Below are 14,387 nucleotides of genomic sequence, written 5' to 3' on the forward strand. Positions count from 1 at the left end.
ACATTCCCAGTCCCCCCATAACCATGGATTTAAGAAAAAGGAAGCGCGGCTAAGTCGCTTCCTTTTGTCAAATTAATAATTGGAAAAGTTGTTCATCTTTGTTAATTTCGATGTAAGTGAAGCCTTTTTTCTCCATGCGGGAGATGATTTGATGATAATCTTCAGCCTGTTGGAGTTCAATCCCTACTAGAACAGGTCCCTTATCACGGTTGTTCTTTTTCGTATATTCAAAGCGGGTGATGTCATCATCCTTACCTAAGACCTCATCCATGAATTCGCGTAATGCACCGGCACGTTGAGGGAAATTCACAATAAAATAATGCTTAAATCCTTCATAGATTAAAGAACGTTCTTTAAATTCCTGCATGCGATCGATATCATTATTTCCACCACTTACGATACATACGACATTTTTTCCTTTAATCTCATCTCGATAGTAATCAAGTGCAGATACAGGTAACGCCCCTGCTGGTTCAGCTACGATTGCATTTTCATTATATAAATCTAATAACGTTGTACATAGCTTACCTTCTGGAACAACTGCGATATCATCAATAAATTCCTTGGCAATGTCAAACGAAATATCTCCAACACGTTTTACACTGGCACCATCTACAAATTTATCGATTTTATCTAATTTGACCACTTCATCTTTTGCTAGTGCTGCTTTCATGGAGGCTGCGCCTTCTGGTTCAACACCGATAATTTTTGTATCTGGACTAATACTACTTATGTAAGACCCGACACCAGAAATTAGTCCACCACCACCTACAGCCATAAAGACGTGGGATATTGGCTCTTCCATGCTGTCCAATATTTCCAAACCGATCGTGCCTTGTCCTGTAATGGTTCTCGTATCATTAAATGGATGGATAAATGATGCATTATGTTCGTTACAATATTCCATTGCTTGATCAAAAGAATCATCAAATGTGTCACCTATTAAACGGATTTCTACAAACGGACCACCGAAAAATTCAACACGGTTAACTTTTTGACGAGGTGTTGTACTAGGCATAAAAATCACACCTTTTACACCCAACGCTTTACAGGAATAAGCAACACCTTGTGCATGATTCCCAGCACTAGCACAAACTACTCCATTTTCTAATTCTTCTTTTGTCAAACCTTGCATCAAATTGTATGCCCCGCGAATTTTAAATGAACGGACAACTTGTAAGTCTTCTCTCTTGAGATAAACATTACAATCATATTTATCAGATAAAATGGTGTCGCGTTGCAGCGGTGTTTTAACGACTACATCTTTTAGTACTTGATTTGCAATTATGATATCTCTCACTTGAATTGGATTGACTTTTGTACTCATGATTAGAACCCTTCCTACTTCGATTGTTAGATTTATACTAACATAAAGAAGCGGAATAGAAAATATTTTTATTCGTTTATTTTTCTTGTTTTAACAGACTAAAATGGCTACATCCGTGTTTTGTACTGTGATTGACTGAGTTACTTGCTTACCTTGTAAACAATCCTGATAGACTGTGCCCTCTTCTAAAGCCACCGTCACAGGGTCATTATTATGGTTAAGAATAAACAAGAATGTCTTATCATTTGCTACACGCTCTACGATTTCTACATTTTTGGGTGCCTCTAATGGTGCTCTGACTTGTAATTGCTGTAAGATTCCACTTATTAATTGATCAAGGTACTCATCTGATGGATTGGTACCAACATAAATCGAGCTTCCTTGTCCATATCGATGAATCGTTACTGCAGGCTTGTCCTGATACCAATTTTCTTTATACGTTGCAATCGCTTTTGCACCTTCCAATTTAATGATATCGGCCCAAGTGTCGACAATAAATTTCTCTCCATTCGCAACCATTGTATTTTTTTCATCATCTGCCATTGGAGCAAATTCTTCCACTGTTAATCCTAACAGTGATCGTAATGGTGCAGGATAACCTCCTAAATGGATATGGTCTTGTTCATCTACAATACCACTGAAAAAGCTAACTATTAATGTTCCGCCGTTTTTCACAAATTGCTCGAAATTGTTTTCGTCACCGTCACGAATCATATATAACATTGGTGCCACTACGAATTGGTAATCCGCTAAGTTTCCATTTGGTTCTACAAAATCAACCGCAATATTCTTTTCATAGAATGAGCGGTAATATTGGTAGACTTGATCTAAATAAGATAAACGGTTATGTGGTTTTCCTTCATGCTCCACAGCCCACCAATTTTCCCAATCAAAAACAATCGCAACTTTTGCCGTACCTCGCGCTCCTGCCAGTCCATCCAATTGTTTTAATTCATTCCCTAATTGTTTTACCTCTTGATAAACACGGCTATTTGAATCATTGGAGTGGGGAACCATGGCACCATGGAACTTTTCTGCTCCGGCTTTTCCTTGACGCCATTGGAAATACATGACACCATCTCCACCACGTGCTACAGTTGAATAACTCCACAACCTCATTTTCCCAGGTTTTTTGGTCAGATTTATATCACGCCAGTTTACATGAGATGTTACCTGCTCCATTAAGTAAAACGGTTGGCCATTTTTTAGACTGCGCATTAAATCATGGTGCATCGCATGTCGATAAGGTTTTCCTTCTCTCGGATCTGGATACGAATCCCATGTCACTAAATCCATTTCTTTAGCCCACCCAAAATAATTTAACGGCTTGAATTCATACATAAAGTTAGTAAATACCGGTATATCTGGAGTAATTTCCCGTAATACCTCTTTCTCTATTTTATATAAATCAAAAATAGCATCATTCATAAAGCGTTTATAGTCTAATTTTTGACTAGGGTTATAAAAAGTAGGCAAATTAACCGGAAATTGAATTTCATCCCACTCATTATAGCGCTGGCTCCAAAAATTCGTTCCCCATTTTTGATTTAAGTTCTCTATTGTCTGATAACGATTTTTTAACCATTCGCGAAATGATGATAAGCTTTCATCACTATAACACTCTGCTAAGTGACATCCATATTCATTGTTGATATGCCACATTTTTAATGCAGGATGGTCTTTATATCTGTTGGCCATTTCCTTAACCAATTGTTTAACTGCATAACGAAACCGCTTACTATTAGGTGAATAATGTTGGCGAGAACCAATTTGATAAGGTACTCCATTTTCTTGTACGGCTAACACCTCTGGATATTCTTTTGACAGCCAAGCTGGTGGTGAGGCTGTTGCTGTTGCTAAAGAGACACCAACTCCGTGCTCGTGTAAAATATCTAACACTCTATCTAACCAACTAAAATCAAACTTACCTTCTTCTCGTTCCAGCACGGACCAGCTAAATATGGCTACAGAAACAAGGTTTACCCCAGCCTCTTGCATTAACTTAGCATCTTCTAACCAAACATTTTCATCCCATTGCTCCGGATTGTAATCTCCACCAAATGCAATACTAGGCATCACTTCATCTATACGTTTAACCATATTCAACACTCCTTCAGTTATTCTCATTATGTATCAACTAATACGTACATCTTATAAGAAAACGTTATCATAATCAACCAATATTAATTGGCTACTCCTTCATACGCCAAAACAAAATGCTGATTTTTCCATAAACTAATTCTTTCCTAAGAAGGAAGATGGTGAGTATTTTGATTAAACAACAAAACAGCTTATTTGGATCTTGGGAACAAGCAATTGGAACAGTATTATCTGCAATAGGAAATACACCTTCCATTGCACTTACTTCGGAAGTTAAAGAGAATCTGGATTTAATAGGAAATGTAATGCAAGCAACAGGCAATGCACTCCAGGTCGAACAATTTTCTTTAAAAGAGTTAAAAAGTTTAGGAAACGAGATTCAGGCGATAGGAAATGCAACAGAGGTTGCTTCATTGCATTTTCCAGTATCAGTTAAAAGAAAACAGCTATTAAATATACAGGGAGATATCCTTCAGGCGCTAGGAGGCAGTATTAATTTTGCTGAGGAATCGCACAAAGAGCTTACAATGGAAGTGTTATACAGTGCATTTGGTAATTTACTACAAGTAATTGGTAACAGTTTGCAAGCTCTCTCTACTCAAAATACAACAAAAGCAGAAGAATTAAATGCTATCGGGAATTGGATTCAAGCCACTGGTGCTATTATGACTGCGGTTGCGGAAACAATTCAATAGTTCAAGACTTTTATCATGTTCACAGGGAGCCTAATGAAACGTATCAGGAATTTATCAGAGTGATATATTATTTAGGGTTTATCCTGAGAATCGTCCCCGCCGGATCTGATATCCAAAATCCCGCAGAATGTTCATGAATCTCTACTTCATCGCGTCTCGGTACCTTCTCCTTATTAAATAATTGTGAGGTTTCATCTAGCCGACTTGACTTAAGTTCCAACCATACATCCTGTTGTGCGTAATTTTCCATACAATCTAGCCATAGGGTAGAACCACCAAATTCAAAAGCAACTGAATTTGCTTCTGTACCTTTAAGAGGAAGACCCAGAATATCTTTATAAAATGCTACCGTTCCTTCAAATTTATATTTTGGTATTTTAATGGCTATATTATTTCCTCCTTCAATTTGCATGATTAACCTCCTCAAATAAATCTAGTTTATTTCCGTACAGATCTTCAAAACCAACCCCTATACCTCCTGGTACATTCACGGGCTCACCTTGAAATTTTACACCATTTACTTTTAAATGTTGATAGGTGTTATGAATATCATTCACCTTAAACATAAGTAAAACTTGTTCTGCAGCTTGTCTACCTACAAGTTGTTTTTCCTCAGCAGTAACCGCTTCTACCAACTCTATAACGATCTCACTATTTGCTTGTGGCGCAACTGTCAAATAACTCCAATCATCCGTGAATTGTGTTTCATTTCGAATGATGAAACCTAACTTTTCCGTGTAAAAAGTCTTTGCCTCTTCTTTATTTTGAACAAAAAGAGTGATTTGGCATGTACTATCTATCATAGAAAACTCCCTTTCTCATTCTAAGCTAATTCTATTTATAGCACAGAGTGATCCAGTCGATTTCTTATTTTTTGCTTACCTAATCTAATTCTATAACGCCATAATGAAATAATGCGTTTTTCCGTTTATATTGTGTAAAACCATGGTATCGAAAGCGTTCACTCTTCCAATGATCTTTCAAGACTACACGACTTCTAGCAACTCTTTTTGCTTCTTCCAACACTAAATTCGTAAGGTCGTCTTCCAAAGCCTTTGCCCTTATTAGATTTAATCCATTCGAAGCATCAATCGTTTCATGAAACATTGGATCAAAATATACGACATCAAAAGCCTTAGATTTCTGCTGTTGTAAGTATTCCAGATGTTGAACATGCTTCACCTCAATTCTCCTCATGGCTATATTAAACCTTTCATTAGTGCTGATAAAATGCTGTAAGCCTTCATTTACCATGATATAAATGGCTTTACTTCCTTCTAAACCGGTTACTAAACCATCAGAACCTACCGCCAAACTAGCTATGATACTATCTGATGCCAGCCCTAATGTACAATCTAATACAGACATACCCTTTTCCAATTTTGCTGTTTTCACAAATGGATCTTCTTCTTTACGTAGCAGCCGTTTTGCTCGTACCATTGCCAAATTCGGATGAAAAAAAAGATTCATTTGCTCGTCTAAAGGAGAAAGAGACAATTTATCTTTTCCAACAACCATGACATCTTCTTTATAATCGTCTTTTAATCGTTGAATCGACCGTCCATTTCGTTTTATATAGGGAATTTGATATTTAGTAGATAAATGTTGTGCACTTTGAATTAGTTTAGGTGCTGAGCGCCCTGCAGTAGTTAAAATCATCTGATACTTCCTATTCTACTTGTTTTTTTTATTATACTATAACTAATTTTAAAGCATAATAAAACGGCATTATTCCTATTTTTAAATTTTTAAACTTTGTTCATTCGATTGACAAAGTAAGTTTTGATTGATACAATCAAGCTTGTCAAAAATTACATCAGGAGGTGCAAGAGAGCAGAACACTCTCAACATGTTATGAAAGCGAATTATCTTTATATAACTTTAATTACTTTAGTTGCTACATTAGGTGGTCTCTTATTTGGATATGACACGGCTGTTATATCTGGAGCAGAAGGAGCTTTGGAAGCGTTTTTCATTGATGAATTAAATTTAAGCTCTTTTATCCATGGTGCAACCGTATCTAGTGCATTAATCGGATGTATCATTGGTGGTTTAATCTCTGGTTTATTAGCGACAAATATAGGACGTAAAAAGTCTCTGATTGTGGCTGCAATTCTATTTCTAGTTTCAGCACTAGGTTCAGCGTTTCCTGAGTTTCTATTTTACGAACAAGGGGAAGCATCGATTGCACTTTTAGCAACATTCAACCTTTATAGAATCATCGGTGGTATTGGTGTAGGTCTTGCATCTGCTGTTTCTCCAATGTATATTGGTGAAATTGCACCACCATCTATTCGTGGACGTTTAGTTTCTTTAAACCAATTTGCCATTATTTTTGGAATGTTAGTTGTGTATTTTGTGAATTGGGGAATAGCAAGAGGTCAATCACTAGAATGGATCAACGACATCGGTTGGCGTTATATGTTCCTATCTGAAGCGATTCCAGCGGCCTTGTTCTTACTATCGTTATTTGCTGTTCCGGAAACACCACGTTACCTTGTTTCCCAAGGTAAAAATGAAAGCGCAATGGATATTCTGAACAAACTGTATGATCAGACAGCAGCAAAAGCTACATTATTTGAAATCAAAAACTCCTTTGACGTGAAAAAAGCAAAACTTTTCACATATGGTAAGGCAATCATTGTAATCGGTGTCTTACTATCTGTTTTCCAACAATTTGTTGGGATTAATGTAGCCCTTTACTACGCTCCAAGAATTTTTGAAAGCATGGGAGCAGCAAGAGATGCGGCAATGCTACAAACGATTACGATGGGGTTAGTGAATGTCATCTTTACCGTCATCGCCATCTTAACAGTGGATAAGTTTGGACGTAAACCACTACTTATCATAGGTTCACTAGGTATGACTGTTGGTATGTTCGGTGTAGCAGGATTGGCTTTTTCTAATACAATTGGAATCGCTACACTTGTATTTATCATTATCTATACTGCTTCCTTCATGATGTCTTGGGGACCTGTTGTTTGGGTATTAATCTCTGAAATCTTCCCTAATAAGATCCGTGGACAAGCAGTAGCAATTGCGGTAGCTGCACAATGGGCTGCGAACTACTTCATCTCCTCTACTTATCCAGCAATGATGGAATTTAGTGGTGGATTGACATATGGCTTTTACGGTCTGATGAGTTTAATTTCTGCTATTTTCATATGGAAGTTCGTACCTGAAACGAAGGGACGCTCATTGGAAGAATTGGAAAGAGTTTTATTTAAGAAATAGTTCTATACGGTATAGAGTTAGTCTCAATTGAATGGACCTCACCTAATACCTAATGCGTATCAGGTGAGGTCCATTTTTTCAGTCTGTTTATAAAGCGAAACTATAATCAGTAGGGTTTTAGCATTGTGATAAAAACAAAGCGCTTAATATTCCGCTATTTAAGAGCGATATGTATTTCTATTTCACCACTGGGTAGATACTTTTCAAAATCAACGGTATAACCACGTTCAAGCTCACCTGATTCCTCTAATCTCCATATCTTTTGCCATGTTTTTAAGATCCCTTCTTCTTCTAATGAAGCTACTTTAAAAACTTTATAGTTCGATTGATCTGGTATCACTATTCTTCCATATTCAGCATCTTCAATTCCTACACCTATCGAATAATCGCCTTTAAAGTCACTTGCATAGTCAAAATATACACCATATACTGTATCACTTTTTCCTTCTAAACTTTGATAAGCTTCCTTCCACATACTTTGGATTTTTTCCATCATTTGATCATCATTGAAATTATTAGTTCGAATACTAGTAAGTAAATTAATTTTCATACCCTTTCACCCAGCCTTTAAAAAGTGTTTAATAATATAACGTTAGAAACCGTAAATAAGTTTCGACAAATCTTATAAGTTATAAGAAAATACTGAGCAAAAGTCGCTCGAAAATGTGGATCTTCAAGCTAAACAAATCCCACAGGAGTCGAGTTGGCAGCCTTTGCTAAGTACTGCTCTATACAATATAGGTCAGAGTTAAAAACTTGCATTATTGCTCCATAAAAGTGCTAAAATATAGCATTAAAATCTCTAAAAGATTGATACCAATATTTATATAAAATAAAAAAAGGTGCCAGTCATTATTTAATGTCTGACACCTCTGTATATTCTTTATTAAAATGCATTTTGTAGATTTGGAACAACTTGTTTCTTACGTGATACGACACCTTTTAATGTGGCTGTTTTGTTTTCAAGTGTTACACCAAATGCTTCTGCTACTTTTTCTTCTGCTTCACCTACTGCAAGTACGACAGAATCATTATTCAAGATGTCGGTGATGACGAAAACGAATAGCTTTAAATCTTTGTTCGCTACTGTTTTTTCAATTGCTGGTTCTATTTTATCGCGTAGCGCTAGTACATCATTAACTTCAACCGTATTTACTTGCGCAATTTCTACTTTGTTTCCATTCATATCGAATTCTTTTGCGTCCATGGAAATTAGTTCTTCAGCTGATTTATCACTTAAATCAGCACCAGCTTTTAGCATTTCAAGACCATACTTTTCAGCATCTACACCAGCGATTTCAGCCAATTCTTTCGCTGCTTCTATATCTTGATCTGTACATGTTGGTGATTTGAATAAAAGTGAATCAGAAATAATTGCTGAAAGCATTAATCCAGCTGTTTCTTTTTTCATTTCTACACCATGTTCTTTGTATAATTTGTTAAGAATAGTCGCTGTACACCCAACCGGTTCTGCACGGTAATATACAGGATCTTTTGTTTCAAAGTTTGCGATACGGTGATGATCAATAACTTCCAACACTTGTACGCGATCGATATCATCAGCACTTTGTTGACGTTCATTATGATCGACTAAAATCACCTGATCAACTTCATCTGATACATTTTCAACCATGCGTGGTGCAGTTTGTTTGAAATAATCCAATGCATATTGTGTTTCATTGTTCACTTCACCTAAACGAGCTGCTTCTACATCTTCCCCTAGCGCTTGTTTAAGCTCTGCATATGCAATTGCTGAACAGATCGTGTCTGTATCCGGGTTTTTGTGTCCAAATATTAATGTGTTTGCCATGATTCATACTCCTTTATTTACCAAATGTTTATCTCCAACTCTATTATACAGGAATTGTGACGAAAGAAAAATAGTTTACTTCATTTGTCCGTTACCATATAATAAATATTTCGTAGATGTTAATGCTTCTAAGCCCATAGGTCCGCGAGCATGTAATTTCTGTGTACTAATACCAATTTCTGCACCAAATCCAAACTCAAATCCATCGGTAAACCTTGTTGATGCATTATGATAAACAGCTGCTGCGTCTACCTCATTCATAAACCTTACAACATGCTCATCGTTTTCAGTAATAATGGATTCGGAATGATTGGTGCCATATTGATTAATATGATCAATCGCTTCTTGCACCGAGTCTACAACCTTGATTGCGACGATATGATCTAAATATTCTGTTTCATAGTCTTCTTCGGTTGCCTTGATAATATGATTACCTTTAGACACTGTGATACTATCACCATGTATTTCGACATTGGCATCCTGTAACGCTTGAATTAATGCCGCTAAATGACTTTCCGCCCAGTTACGCTCTACTAAAATAGTTTCAATCGCATTACATACGGAAGGTCGTTGTGTTTTCGCATTAATCGCTATCTCAATGGCCATGTCCTTGTTTGCTGATTCATCGATAAACAAATGACAATTACCTGCACCTGTTTCTAATACCGGCACTGATGCATTTGCAACAACCGTATCAATTAATTTTTTTCCTCCACGAGGAATTAATACATCTAAATATTCATTCAGTTTGAACATTTGTGATGCTGTCTCACGACTCGTATCTTCGACAAGCTGTACAGCATTTTCTGGTAGGTCAGATTGTTTCAATGCATCATGAATCACTTTAACTAAAGCAGTGTTGGAATAAATCGCTGATGAGCTTCCTCTAAGTAATACAGCATTTCCAGTTTTTAAACAAAGACTTGCAGCATCAATGGTTACATTTGGTCTTGCTTCATAAATCATTCCGACTACACCAATTGGTACACGTGCCTTTTGGATTCTTAAGCCATTTGGCCGGCTCCATTCTTCCATAATCTCACCAATTGGATCCTTTAAATCGGTTAGCTGGATTAAGGCATCTGCCATATCTTCAATTCGTTCTTCGTTTAAAATGAGACGATCAATTAATGATTCATGTAGGCCATTATTACGACCAGCTACGATATCACGGTTATTTTCCGCCATGATATAATCCTTTTGTTTTCTTAGTTCATTAGCTAACAATTTTAGAGCCTGATTCTTTTGTTCAGTAGATTTAGTTGCTAAAGCAGTTGTTGTAGCATTTGCTAGTTTTGCTTTCTGAATTAAATCACTCATAATTATAAGCCTCCTCTATTGATATTACGAGTCGATCACGATGAATGACTTCAGGACGATTACTTGCAGATTGTTCCATCGCTATTTGACTCGATTCCCCCTTGAATTTAATTAATTCATCAGATGAATAATTGACTTGCCCTTTTGCGATCACATGATCTTCAAAAACTAAATCGACAACAGCTCCAACCGGAAAATCTCCGTCTACCCATTTTATCCCTGCAGGCAATAAACTTTTTCCTTGGTAAAGAATGGCATCACTTGCTCCTTTATCAACGTGTAGCTTCCCTGAAACATTAGAATGAAAAGCAATCCATTGTTTCTGTTTGCGGTAACTATTCGTTAAATCTTCACCAATATACGTACCATCACCTTGGTTCTGCATAATGCGGATTAATTTATCTTCACCATCACCGGTACCTACAAATACTTTGACACCAAGTGAAAGAGCGGTTTTAGCTGCTAAAAGTTTGGATTTCATCCCTCCAGTTCCGAATTTAGATCCAGATTCGTGCTTCGTTTGCTGTAAAATTTCTGCTGATAAATTCTTAAGACGATGATATTTTTTAGCTGTTGGATCTGTTTTTGGATTTTTGTCATAAAGACCATTAATATCAGTTAACATGACTAAGAAGTCTGCATGAACAAGTCCACTTACTAATGCGGATAACATGTCATTATCACCAAATGTTAATTCATCAATTGCTACGGTGTCATTCTCATTAATAATCGGGATTGTATCTCGTTTCAATAATTCCGTCAATGTCGAATAAACATTACTATATTGTATTTCATTACTGAATACATCTTTCGTTAGTAATAGCTGAGCAGTAACCATGTTATATGTTCGAAACTCATCCGTATAGGCTTGCACCAGCAAACCTTGACCAACGGCTGCTGCTGCTTGCTTTCCTGCTATAGTAACAGGTCTTGTCGGGTAACCTAAATCGAAGAAACCAGCAGACACGGCACCAGACGATATTAATATTACTTCGTAGTTTTGCCTTTTTAGTTTTGCAATCGCTGCAGTATGTTCTTTTAATTTAATGAGATCAAGACCACCATTTTTGTTCGTTAATGAACTGCTCCCGATCTTCACTACAATACGCTGCTTTGCCATAAGTTTTCACGCCTTCACTTATTAAAGTGTTAGAGTATCTTACACTTTACCTAACACCTTAAAATATTATCTAAGTATAGAACTAAAAAAGCCCTTTTCATCCTTCATATCGTAAAGGACGAAAAGAGCCATTTCCGCGGTACCACCTTTGGTTGAACAATTGAGTAATATGTTCCCCTTAACTCTTTAACGCAGAGTAACGATTAAGTTTATGCTTAACAGTTCATAGAGTAGGTTCATTAGTATAGCGGGTGATGGAATTTTTCAGCCTGTGAATTCCACTCTCTTCTCACCATATTCCTAACTACTGGCTCTAGTCATTACTTTTACTTATTCTAAAGCTATTATAGAAAATAGTTACACAAATCTCAAGTATTAATATTTCACTTTTACAGTCCAGTTAAATGGATCTTTTTCGGATCCATATTGAATACCTGTCAATGTATCATATAGACGTTTAGCAATTTCTCCCGTTTTTCCGTTATTGATTTCCATTTTCTTACCTTCCCATGCAAGCTCTCCTACTGGAGAAATAACAGCAGCGGTACCTGAACCAAACGCTTCTTCTAATTCTCCATTTTGATAATGTTCATATAGCTCTTCCATGGAGATCTTACGCTCCACGACCGGAATCTCCCAATACTCCAATAATTGAATAACAGAGTTTCTTGTAACCCCTTCTAAGATACTTCCATTAAGTGCTGGTGTTACGACTTCACCATTTATTTTAAAGAAAACGTTCATACTGCCAACTTCTTCAATATATTTCTTTTCAACACCATCCAACCATAATACTTGCGCATATCCTTCATCAGCCACCTGTTCCTGCGCCTTCAAGCTTGATGCATAGTTACCGGCAGTTTTTGCTTCACCTGTACCACCTTTTACCGCACGAACAAATTGATTTTCTACTGCGATTTTCACAGGATTAATACCTTCTTCATAGTAGGCACCTACTGGAGATAAAATCACAATAAACTGGTATGTAGCAGATGGAGCAACACCTAAATACGGCTCGGTAGAAATAATAAATGGTCTAATGTAAAGAGATGTTCCAGGGGCATCTGGTACCCAGTCTTGATCGATATGAACCAAATGTTTGATTGCATCGATAGCATATTCTTCATCAATTCTCGGGATACACAATCTATCATTGGATCGATTTAAGCGTTCCATATTCTTATCTGGGCGGAATAACTGAATTTTATCCCTTTTGGTACGATATGCTTTCAACCCTTCAAATACCGTTTGACCATAATGGAAAACAATAGCTGCCGGATCAAGTACAAGTGGTTGGTACGGTACAATACGCGGATTATGCCAGCCCTTGTCTGCATTATAGTCTTGAATAAACATATGATCGGTAAAATATTTTCCGAAAGATAGTTGATCTGATTTTGGCTTTTCTTTTGGCTTTTCGTTTTTGATATAAGTAATGGTATACTCTGACATAAAAAAAGACTCCTCGTTTGAATGAATTCAATAATATTTCGGTAAAATAACCTATAATCTATATTTTATTACTAAACGACTAGAAATGACAACCATTTATTTTGAAAATTTTCTAACAATTAAAGGAGTATTATCATGGGTTATGAACTTTCCGAACGGTTTGAAGCTGCTTTTAACCAAATACATGATAAATTATGTGATTATGCAAATGAACATAACAATCATGCATCATTTACAGAAGTATTGACAAAAGCGAGAGTCCAACATCATGTCATTGATCAATATTATGATTTATTAAAACAATGCAGTAAACTGCGAAATGCCATGGTACACCGGAAAATTAAGGAAGACTTCTATATTGCAGAACCACACGAAGATGTGGTCAAGGAAATGGAGCAATTGGCAGAATTACTAGCTGAACCTCCAACTGCCTTGTCCATTGCTTCCAGACCAGTCGAGTATTTTGATTTTAGTTCACCAATAAAGAAATTAATGGCGAAAATGCAAGAAAAAGAATACTCACAGTATCCCATCTATCAAAAGGATAAATTAATTGGAATGTTGACAGATGGGGATATTGCAACTTGGTTTGCTGCAAATATCGATCAATTAAAGATTGAATTAGATCAACCTATTGGAGAGGTATTTCAAATTGAGAAGAAAGAACATACAAAGATTGTAGCAAAAAGTGCTACTGTAATGGATATCGAAGCAATATTCAGAGAGTATTTAGAAAAAAATAAAAAAATAGAAGCAATCATAATCACGGAAACTGGTACAGCAGCAGAGCTACCAATAGGAATCATCTCCTCATGGGATCTAATCCGACTGAAAACATACAACTTCCCACTGCTTAAACACACCTAATACATCAGGCGGTGTCTGATCAAACCAAAGGATTACGGCTAAGTAAATGTTACTAAAATAGCAGATAAACTGTCGTAGCTTCCATAAACTGCGCAGTAACTTAGACATGGATTTGTTCTCCTCCCGTACTCGTACTACATTAAGAGATAATTTTGAAATATATCGTGATGATAATTACCACTCCGGCTGCCCACTTCCCTTTCCGTGGGGTTTGCCCTTCAGCTAACTTTTTCGAGCAAAAACCGCTCGAAAAAGTGGAACTTCAGGACAAACAATTCCCACAGGAGTGAAAGTGGGCGGCCTTCGTTAAAATAGGCTCCACAACTCTTATTCGAAATTAGCCAGTCGATTTCTCCACTATATGTAGCGTAGGGTAGGGTACGACTATGCTAAAAGGGTTAGACCTGTGATTAAACAGAAAACTTTTGTTCCATGAGTTCATTTCTTTCTATAATCAGAGCA

Annotated in this window: 13 protein-coding genes and 1 other annotated feature; of the genes, 3 read left to right on the top strand and 10 right to left on the bottom strand. The window is 36.7% G+C overall.

Annotated elements, in window-relative coordinates; all coding sequences use genetic code 11:
• Positions 1 to 67 precede the first annotated feature (67 nt).
• Both ilvA and GH715_RS10420 read right to left on the bottom strand, forming a co-directional pair.
• A complete protein-coding gene (ilvA, locus tag GH715_RS10415) occupies positions 68 to 1,327 on the bottom strand; it encodes a threonine ammonia-lyase IlvA (RefSeq protein WP_153835236.1) in 1,260 nt (419 codons plus the stop codon).
• A 90-nt stretch (positions 1,328 to 1,417) separates the two neighbouring features.
• Positions 1,418 to 3,427 (bottom strand): beta-galactosidase, encoded by a 2,010-nt coding sequence (locus GH715_RS10420; RefSeq protein ID WP_153835235.1) that lies wholly within the window; start codon positions 3,425 to 3,427, stop codon positions 1,418 to 1,420.
• A 161-nt stretch (positions 3,428 to 3,588) separates the two neighbouring features.
• On the opposite strand from GH715_RS10420, the gene GH715_RS10425 reads away from it, so the two are divergent.
• Entirely contained in the window at positions 3,589 to 4,122 is a 534-nt protein-coding gene (locus GH715_RS10425; RefSeq protein WP_153835234.1) for a DUF6944 family repetitive protein, read from the top strand.
• Between the two features lie 67 nt (positions 4,123 to 4,189).
• Here the strand turns inward: GH715_RS10425 and GH715_RS10430 are convergent, their stop codons facing one another.
• From GH715_RS10430 to GH715_RS10440, 3 genes are all read right to left on the bottom strand, one after another.
• Positions 4,190 to 4,534: a VOC family protein gene (locus GH715_RS10430; RefSeq protein WP_153835233.1), complete on the bottom strand. Its 345-nt coding sequence runs from the start codon at positions 4,532 to 4,534 to the stop codon at positions 4,190 to 4,192.
• On the bottom strand, positions 4,524 to 4,925 hold the full coding sequence (locus tag GH715_RS10435) for a VOC family protein (RefSeq protein WP_153835232.1): 402 nt from the start codon (positions 4,923 to 4,925) through the stop codon (positions 4,524 to 4,526). The genes GH715_RS10430 and GH715_RS10435 overlap by 11 nt, the downstream gene beginning before the upstream one ends.
• A gap of 79 nt (positions 4,926 to 5,004) precedes the next feature.
• Positions 5,005 to 5,781 carry a class I SAM-dependent methyltransferase gene (locus tag GH715_RS10440; RefSeq protein ID WP_153835231.1) on the bottom strand — a complete coding sequence of 259 codons (777 nt, stop codon included), beginning with the start codon at positions 5,779 to 5,781 and terminating at the stop codon, positions 5,005 to 5,007.
• A 195-nt stretch (positions 5,782 to 5,976) separates the two neighbouring features.
• Between GH715_RS10440 and xylE the strand changes: the two genes are divergently transcribed.
• Entirely contained in the window at positions 5,977 to 7,356 is a 1,380-nt protein-coding gene (gene xylE, locus GH715_RS10445; RefSeq protein WP_153835230.1) for a D-xylose transporter XylE, read from the top strand.
• Between the two features lie 154 nt (positions 7,357 to 7,510).
• Here the strand turns inward: xylE and GH715_RS10450 are convergent, their stop codons facing one another.
• The 5 genes from GH715_RS10450 to GH715_RS10470 form a co-directional block, all read right to left on the bottom strand.
• Complete coding sequence (locus GH715_RS10450; RefSeq protein ID WP_153835229.1) at positions 7,511 to 7,906, bottom strand: GyrI-like domain-containing protein; 396 nt, start codon at positions 7,904 to 7,906, stop codon at positions 7,511 to 7,513.
• Positions 7,907 to 8,242: 336 nt separating this feature from the next.
• Entirely contained in the window at positions 8,243 to 9,166 is a 924-nt protein-coding gene (locus GH715_RS10455) for a manganese-dependent inorganic pyrophosphatase (protein ID WP_153835228.1), read from the bottom strand.
• Between the two features lie 75 nt (positions 9,167 to 9,241).
• A complete protein-coding gene (locus tag GH715_RS10460) occupies positions 9,242 to 10,486 on the bottom strand; it encodes a glutamate-5-semialdehyde dehydrogenase (protein WP_153835227.1) in 1,245 nt (414 codons plus the stop codon).
• Positions 10,479 to 11,606 (bottom strand): glutamate 5-kinase, encoded by a 1,128-nt coding sequence (proB, locus tag GH715_RS10465; RefSeq protein WP_153835226.1) that lies wholly within the window; start codon positions 11,604 to 11,606, stop codon positions 10,479 to 10,481. Before proB ends, GH715_RS10460 begins: the two co-directional genes overlap by 8 nt.
• A 111-nt stretch (positions 11,607 to 11,717) precedes the next feature.
• Positions 11,718 to 11,936: a binding site (T-box leader), on the bottom strand.
• 45 nt (positions 11,937 to 11,981) lie between these two features.
• A complete protein-coding gene (locus GH715_RS10470; protein WP_153835225.1) occupies positions 11,982 to 13,058 on the bottom strand; it encodes a branched-chain amino acid aminotransferase in 1,077 nt (358 codons plus the stop codon).
• A 135-nt stretch (positions 13,059 to 13,193) separates the two neighbouring features.
• Between GH715_RS10470 and GH715_RS10475 the strand changes: the two genes are divergently transcribed.
• The gene (locus GH715_RS10475; RefSeq protein ID WP_153835224.1) at positions 13,194 to 13,925 is read left to right on the top strand and encodes a CBS domain-containing protein; all 732 of its coding nucleotides are present in this window, start codon (positions 13,194 to 13,196) and stop codon (positions 13,923 to 13,925) included.
• Positions 13,926 to 14,387: the final 462 nt, after the last annotated feature.

Origin of the sequence: Gracilibacillus thailandensis, from assembly GCF_010994055.1 — a bacterium.
Lineage (GTDB): Bacteria > Bacillota > Bacilli > Bacillales > Amphibacillaceae > Gracilibacillus > Gracilibacillus lacisalsi.

What these genes read in the sequence shown, in the direction of transcription:
- ilvA (WP_153835236.1), bottom strand. Translation starts at nt 1,327, where the DNA reads ATGAGTACAAAAGTCAATCCAATTCAAGTGAGAGATATCATAATTGCA.
- GH715_RS10420 (WP_153835235.1), bottom strand. Translation starts at nt 3,427, where the DNA reads ATGGTTAAACGTATAGATGAAGTGATGCCTAGTATTGCATTTGGTGGA.
- GH715_RS10430 (WP_153835233.1), bottom strand. Translation starts at nt 4,534, where the DNA reads ATGCAAATTGAAGGAGGAAATAATATAGCCATTAAAATACCAAAATAT.
- GH715_RS10435 (WP_153835232.1), bottom strand. Translation starts at nt 4,925, where the DNA reads ATGATAGATAGTACATGCCAAATCACTCTTTTTGTTCAAAATAAAGAA.
- GH715_RS10440 (WP_153835231.1), bottom strand. Translation starts at nt 5,781, where the DNA reads ATGATTTTAACTACTGCAGGGCGCTCAGCACCTAAACTAATTCAAAGT.
- xylE (WP_153835230.1), top strand. Translation starts at nt 5,977, where the DNA reads ATGAAAGCGAATTATCTTTATATAACTTTAATTACTTTAGTTGCTACA.
- GH715_RS10450 (WP_153835229.1), bottom strand. Translation starts at nt 7,906, where the DNA reads ATGAAAATTAATTTACTTACTAGTATTCGAACTAATAATTTCAATGAT.
- GH715_RS10455 (WP_153835228.1), bottom strand. Translation starts at nt 9,166, where the DNA reads ATGGCAAACACATTAATATTTGGACACAAAAACCCGGATACAGACACG.
- GH715_RS10460 (WP_153835227.1), bottom strand. Translation starts at nt 10,486, where the DNA reads ATGAGTGATTTAATTCAGAAAGCAAAACTAGCAAATGCTACAACAACT.
- proB (WP_153835226.1), bottom strand. Translation starts at nt 11,606, where the DNA reads ATGGCAAAGCAGCGTATTGTAGTGAAGATCGGGAGCAGTTCATTAACG.
- GH715_RS10470 (WP_153835225.1), bottom strand. Translation starts at nt 13,058, where the DNA reads ATGTCAGAGTATACCATTACTTATATCAAAAACGAAAAGCCAAAAGAA.
- GH715_RS10475 (WP_153835224.1), top strand. Translation starts at nt 13,194, where the DNA reads ATGGGTTATGAACTTTCCGAACGGTTTGAAGCTGCTTTTAACCAAATA.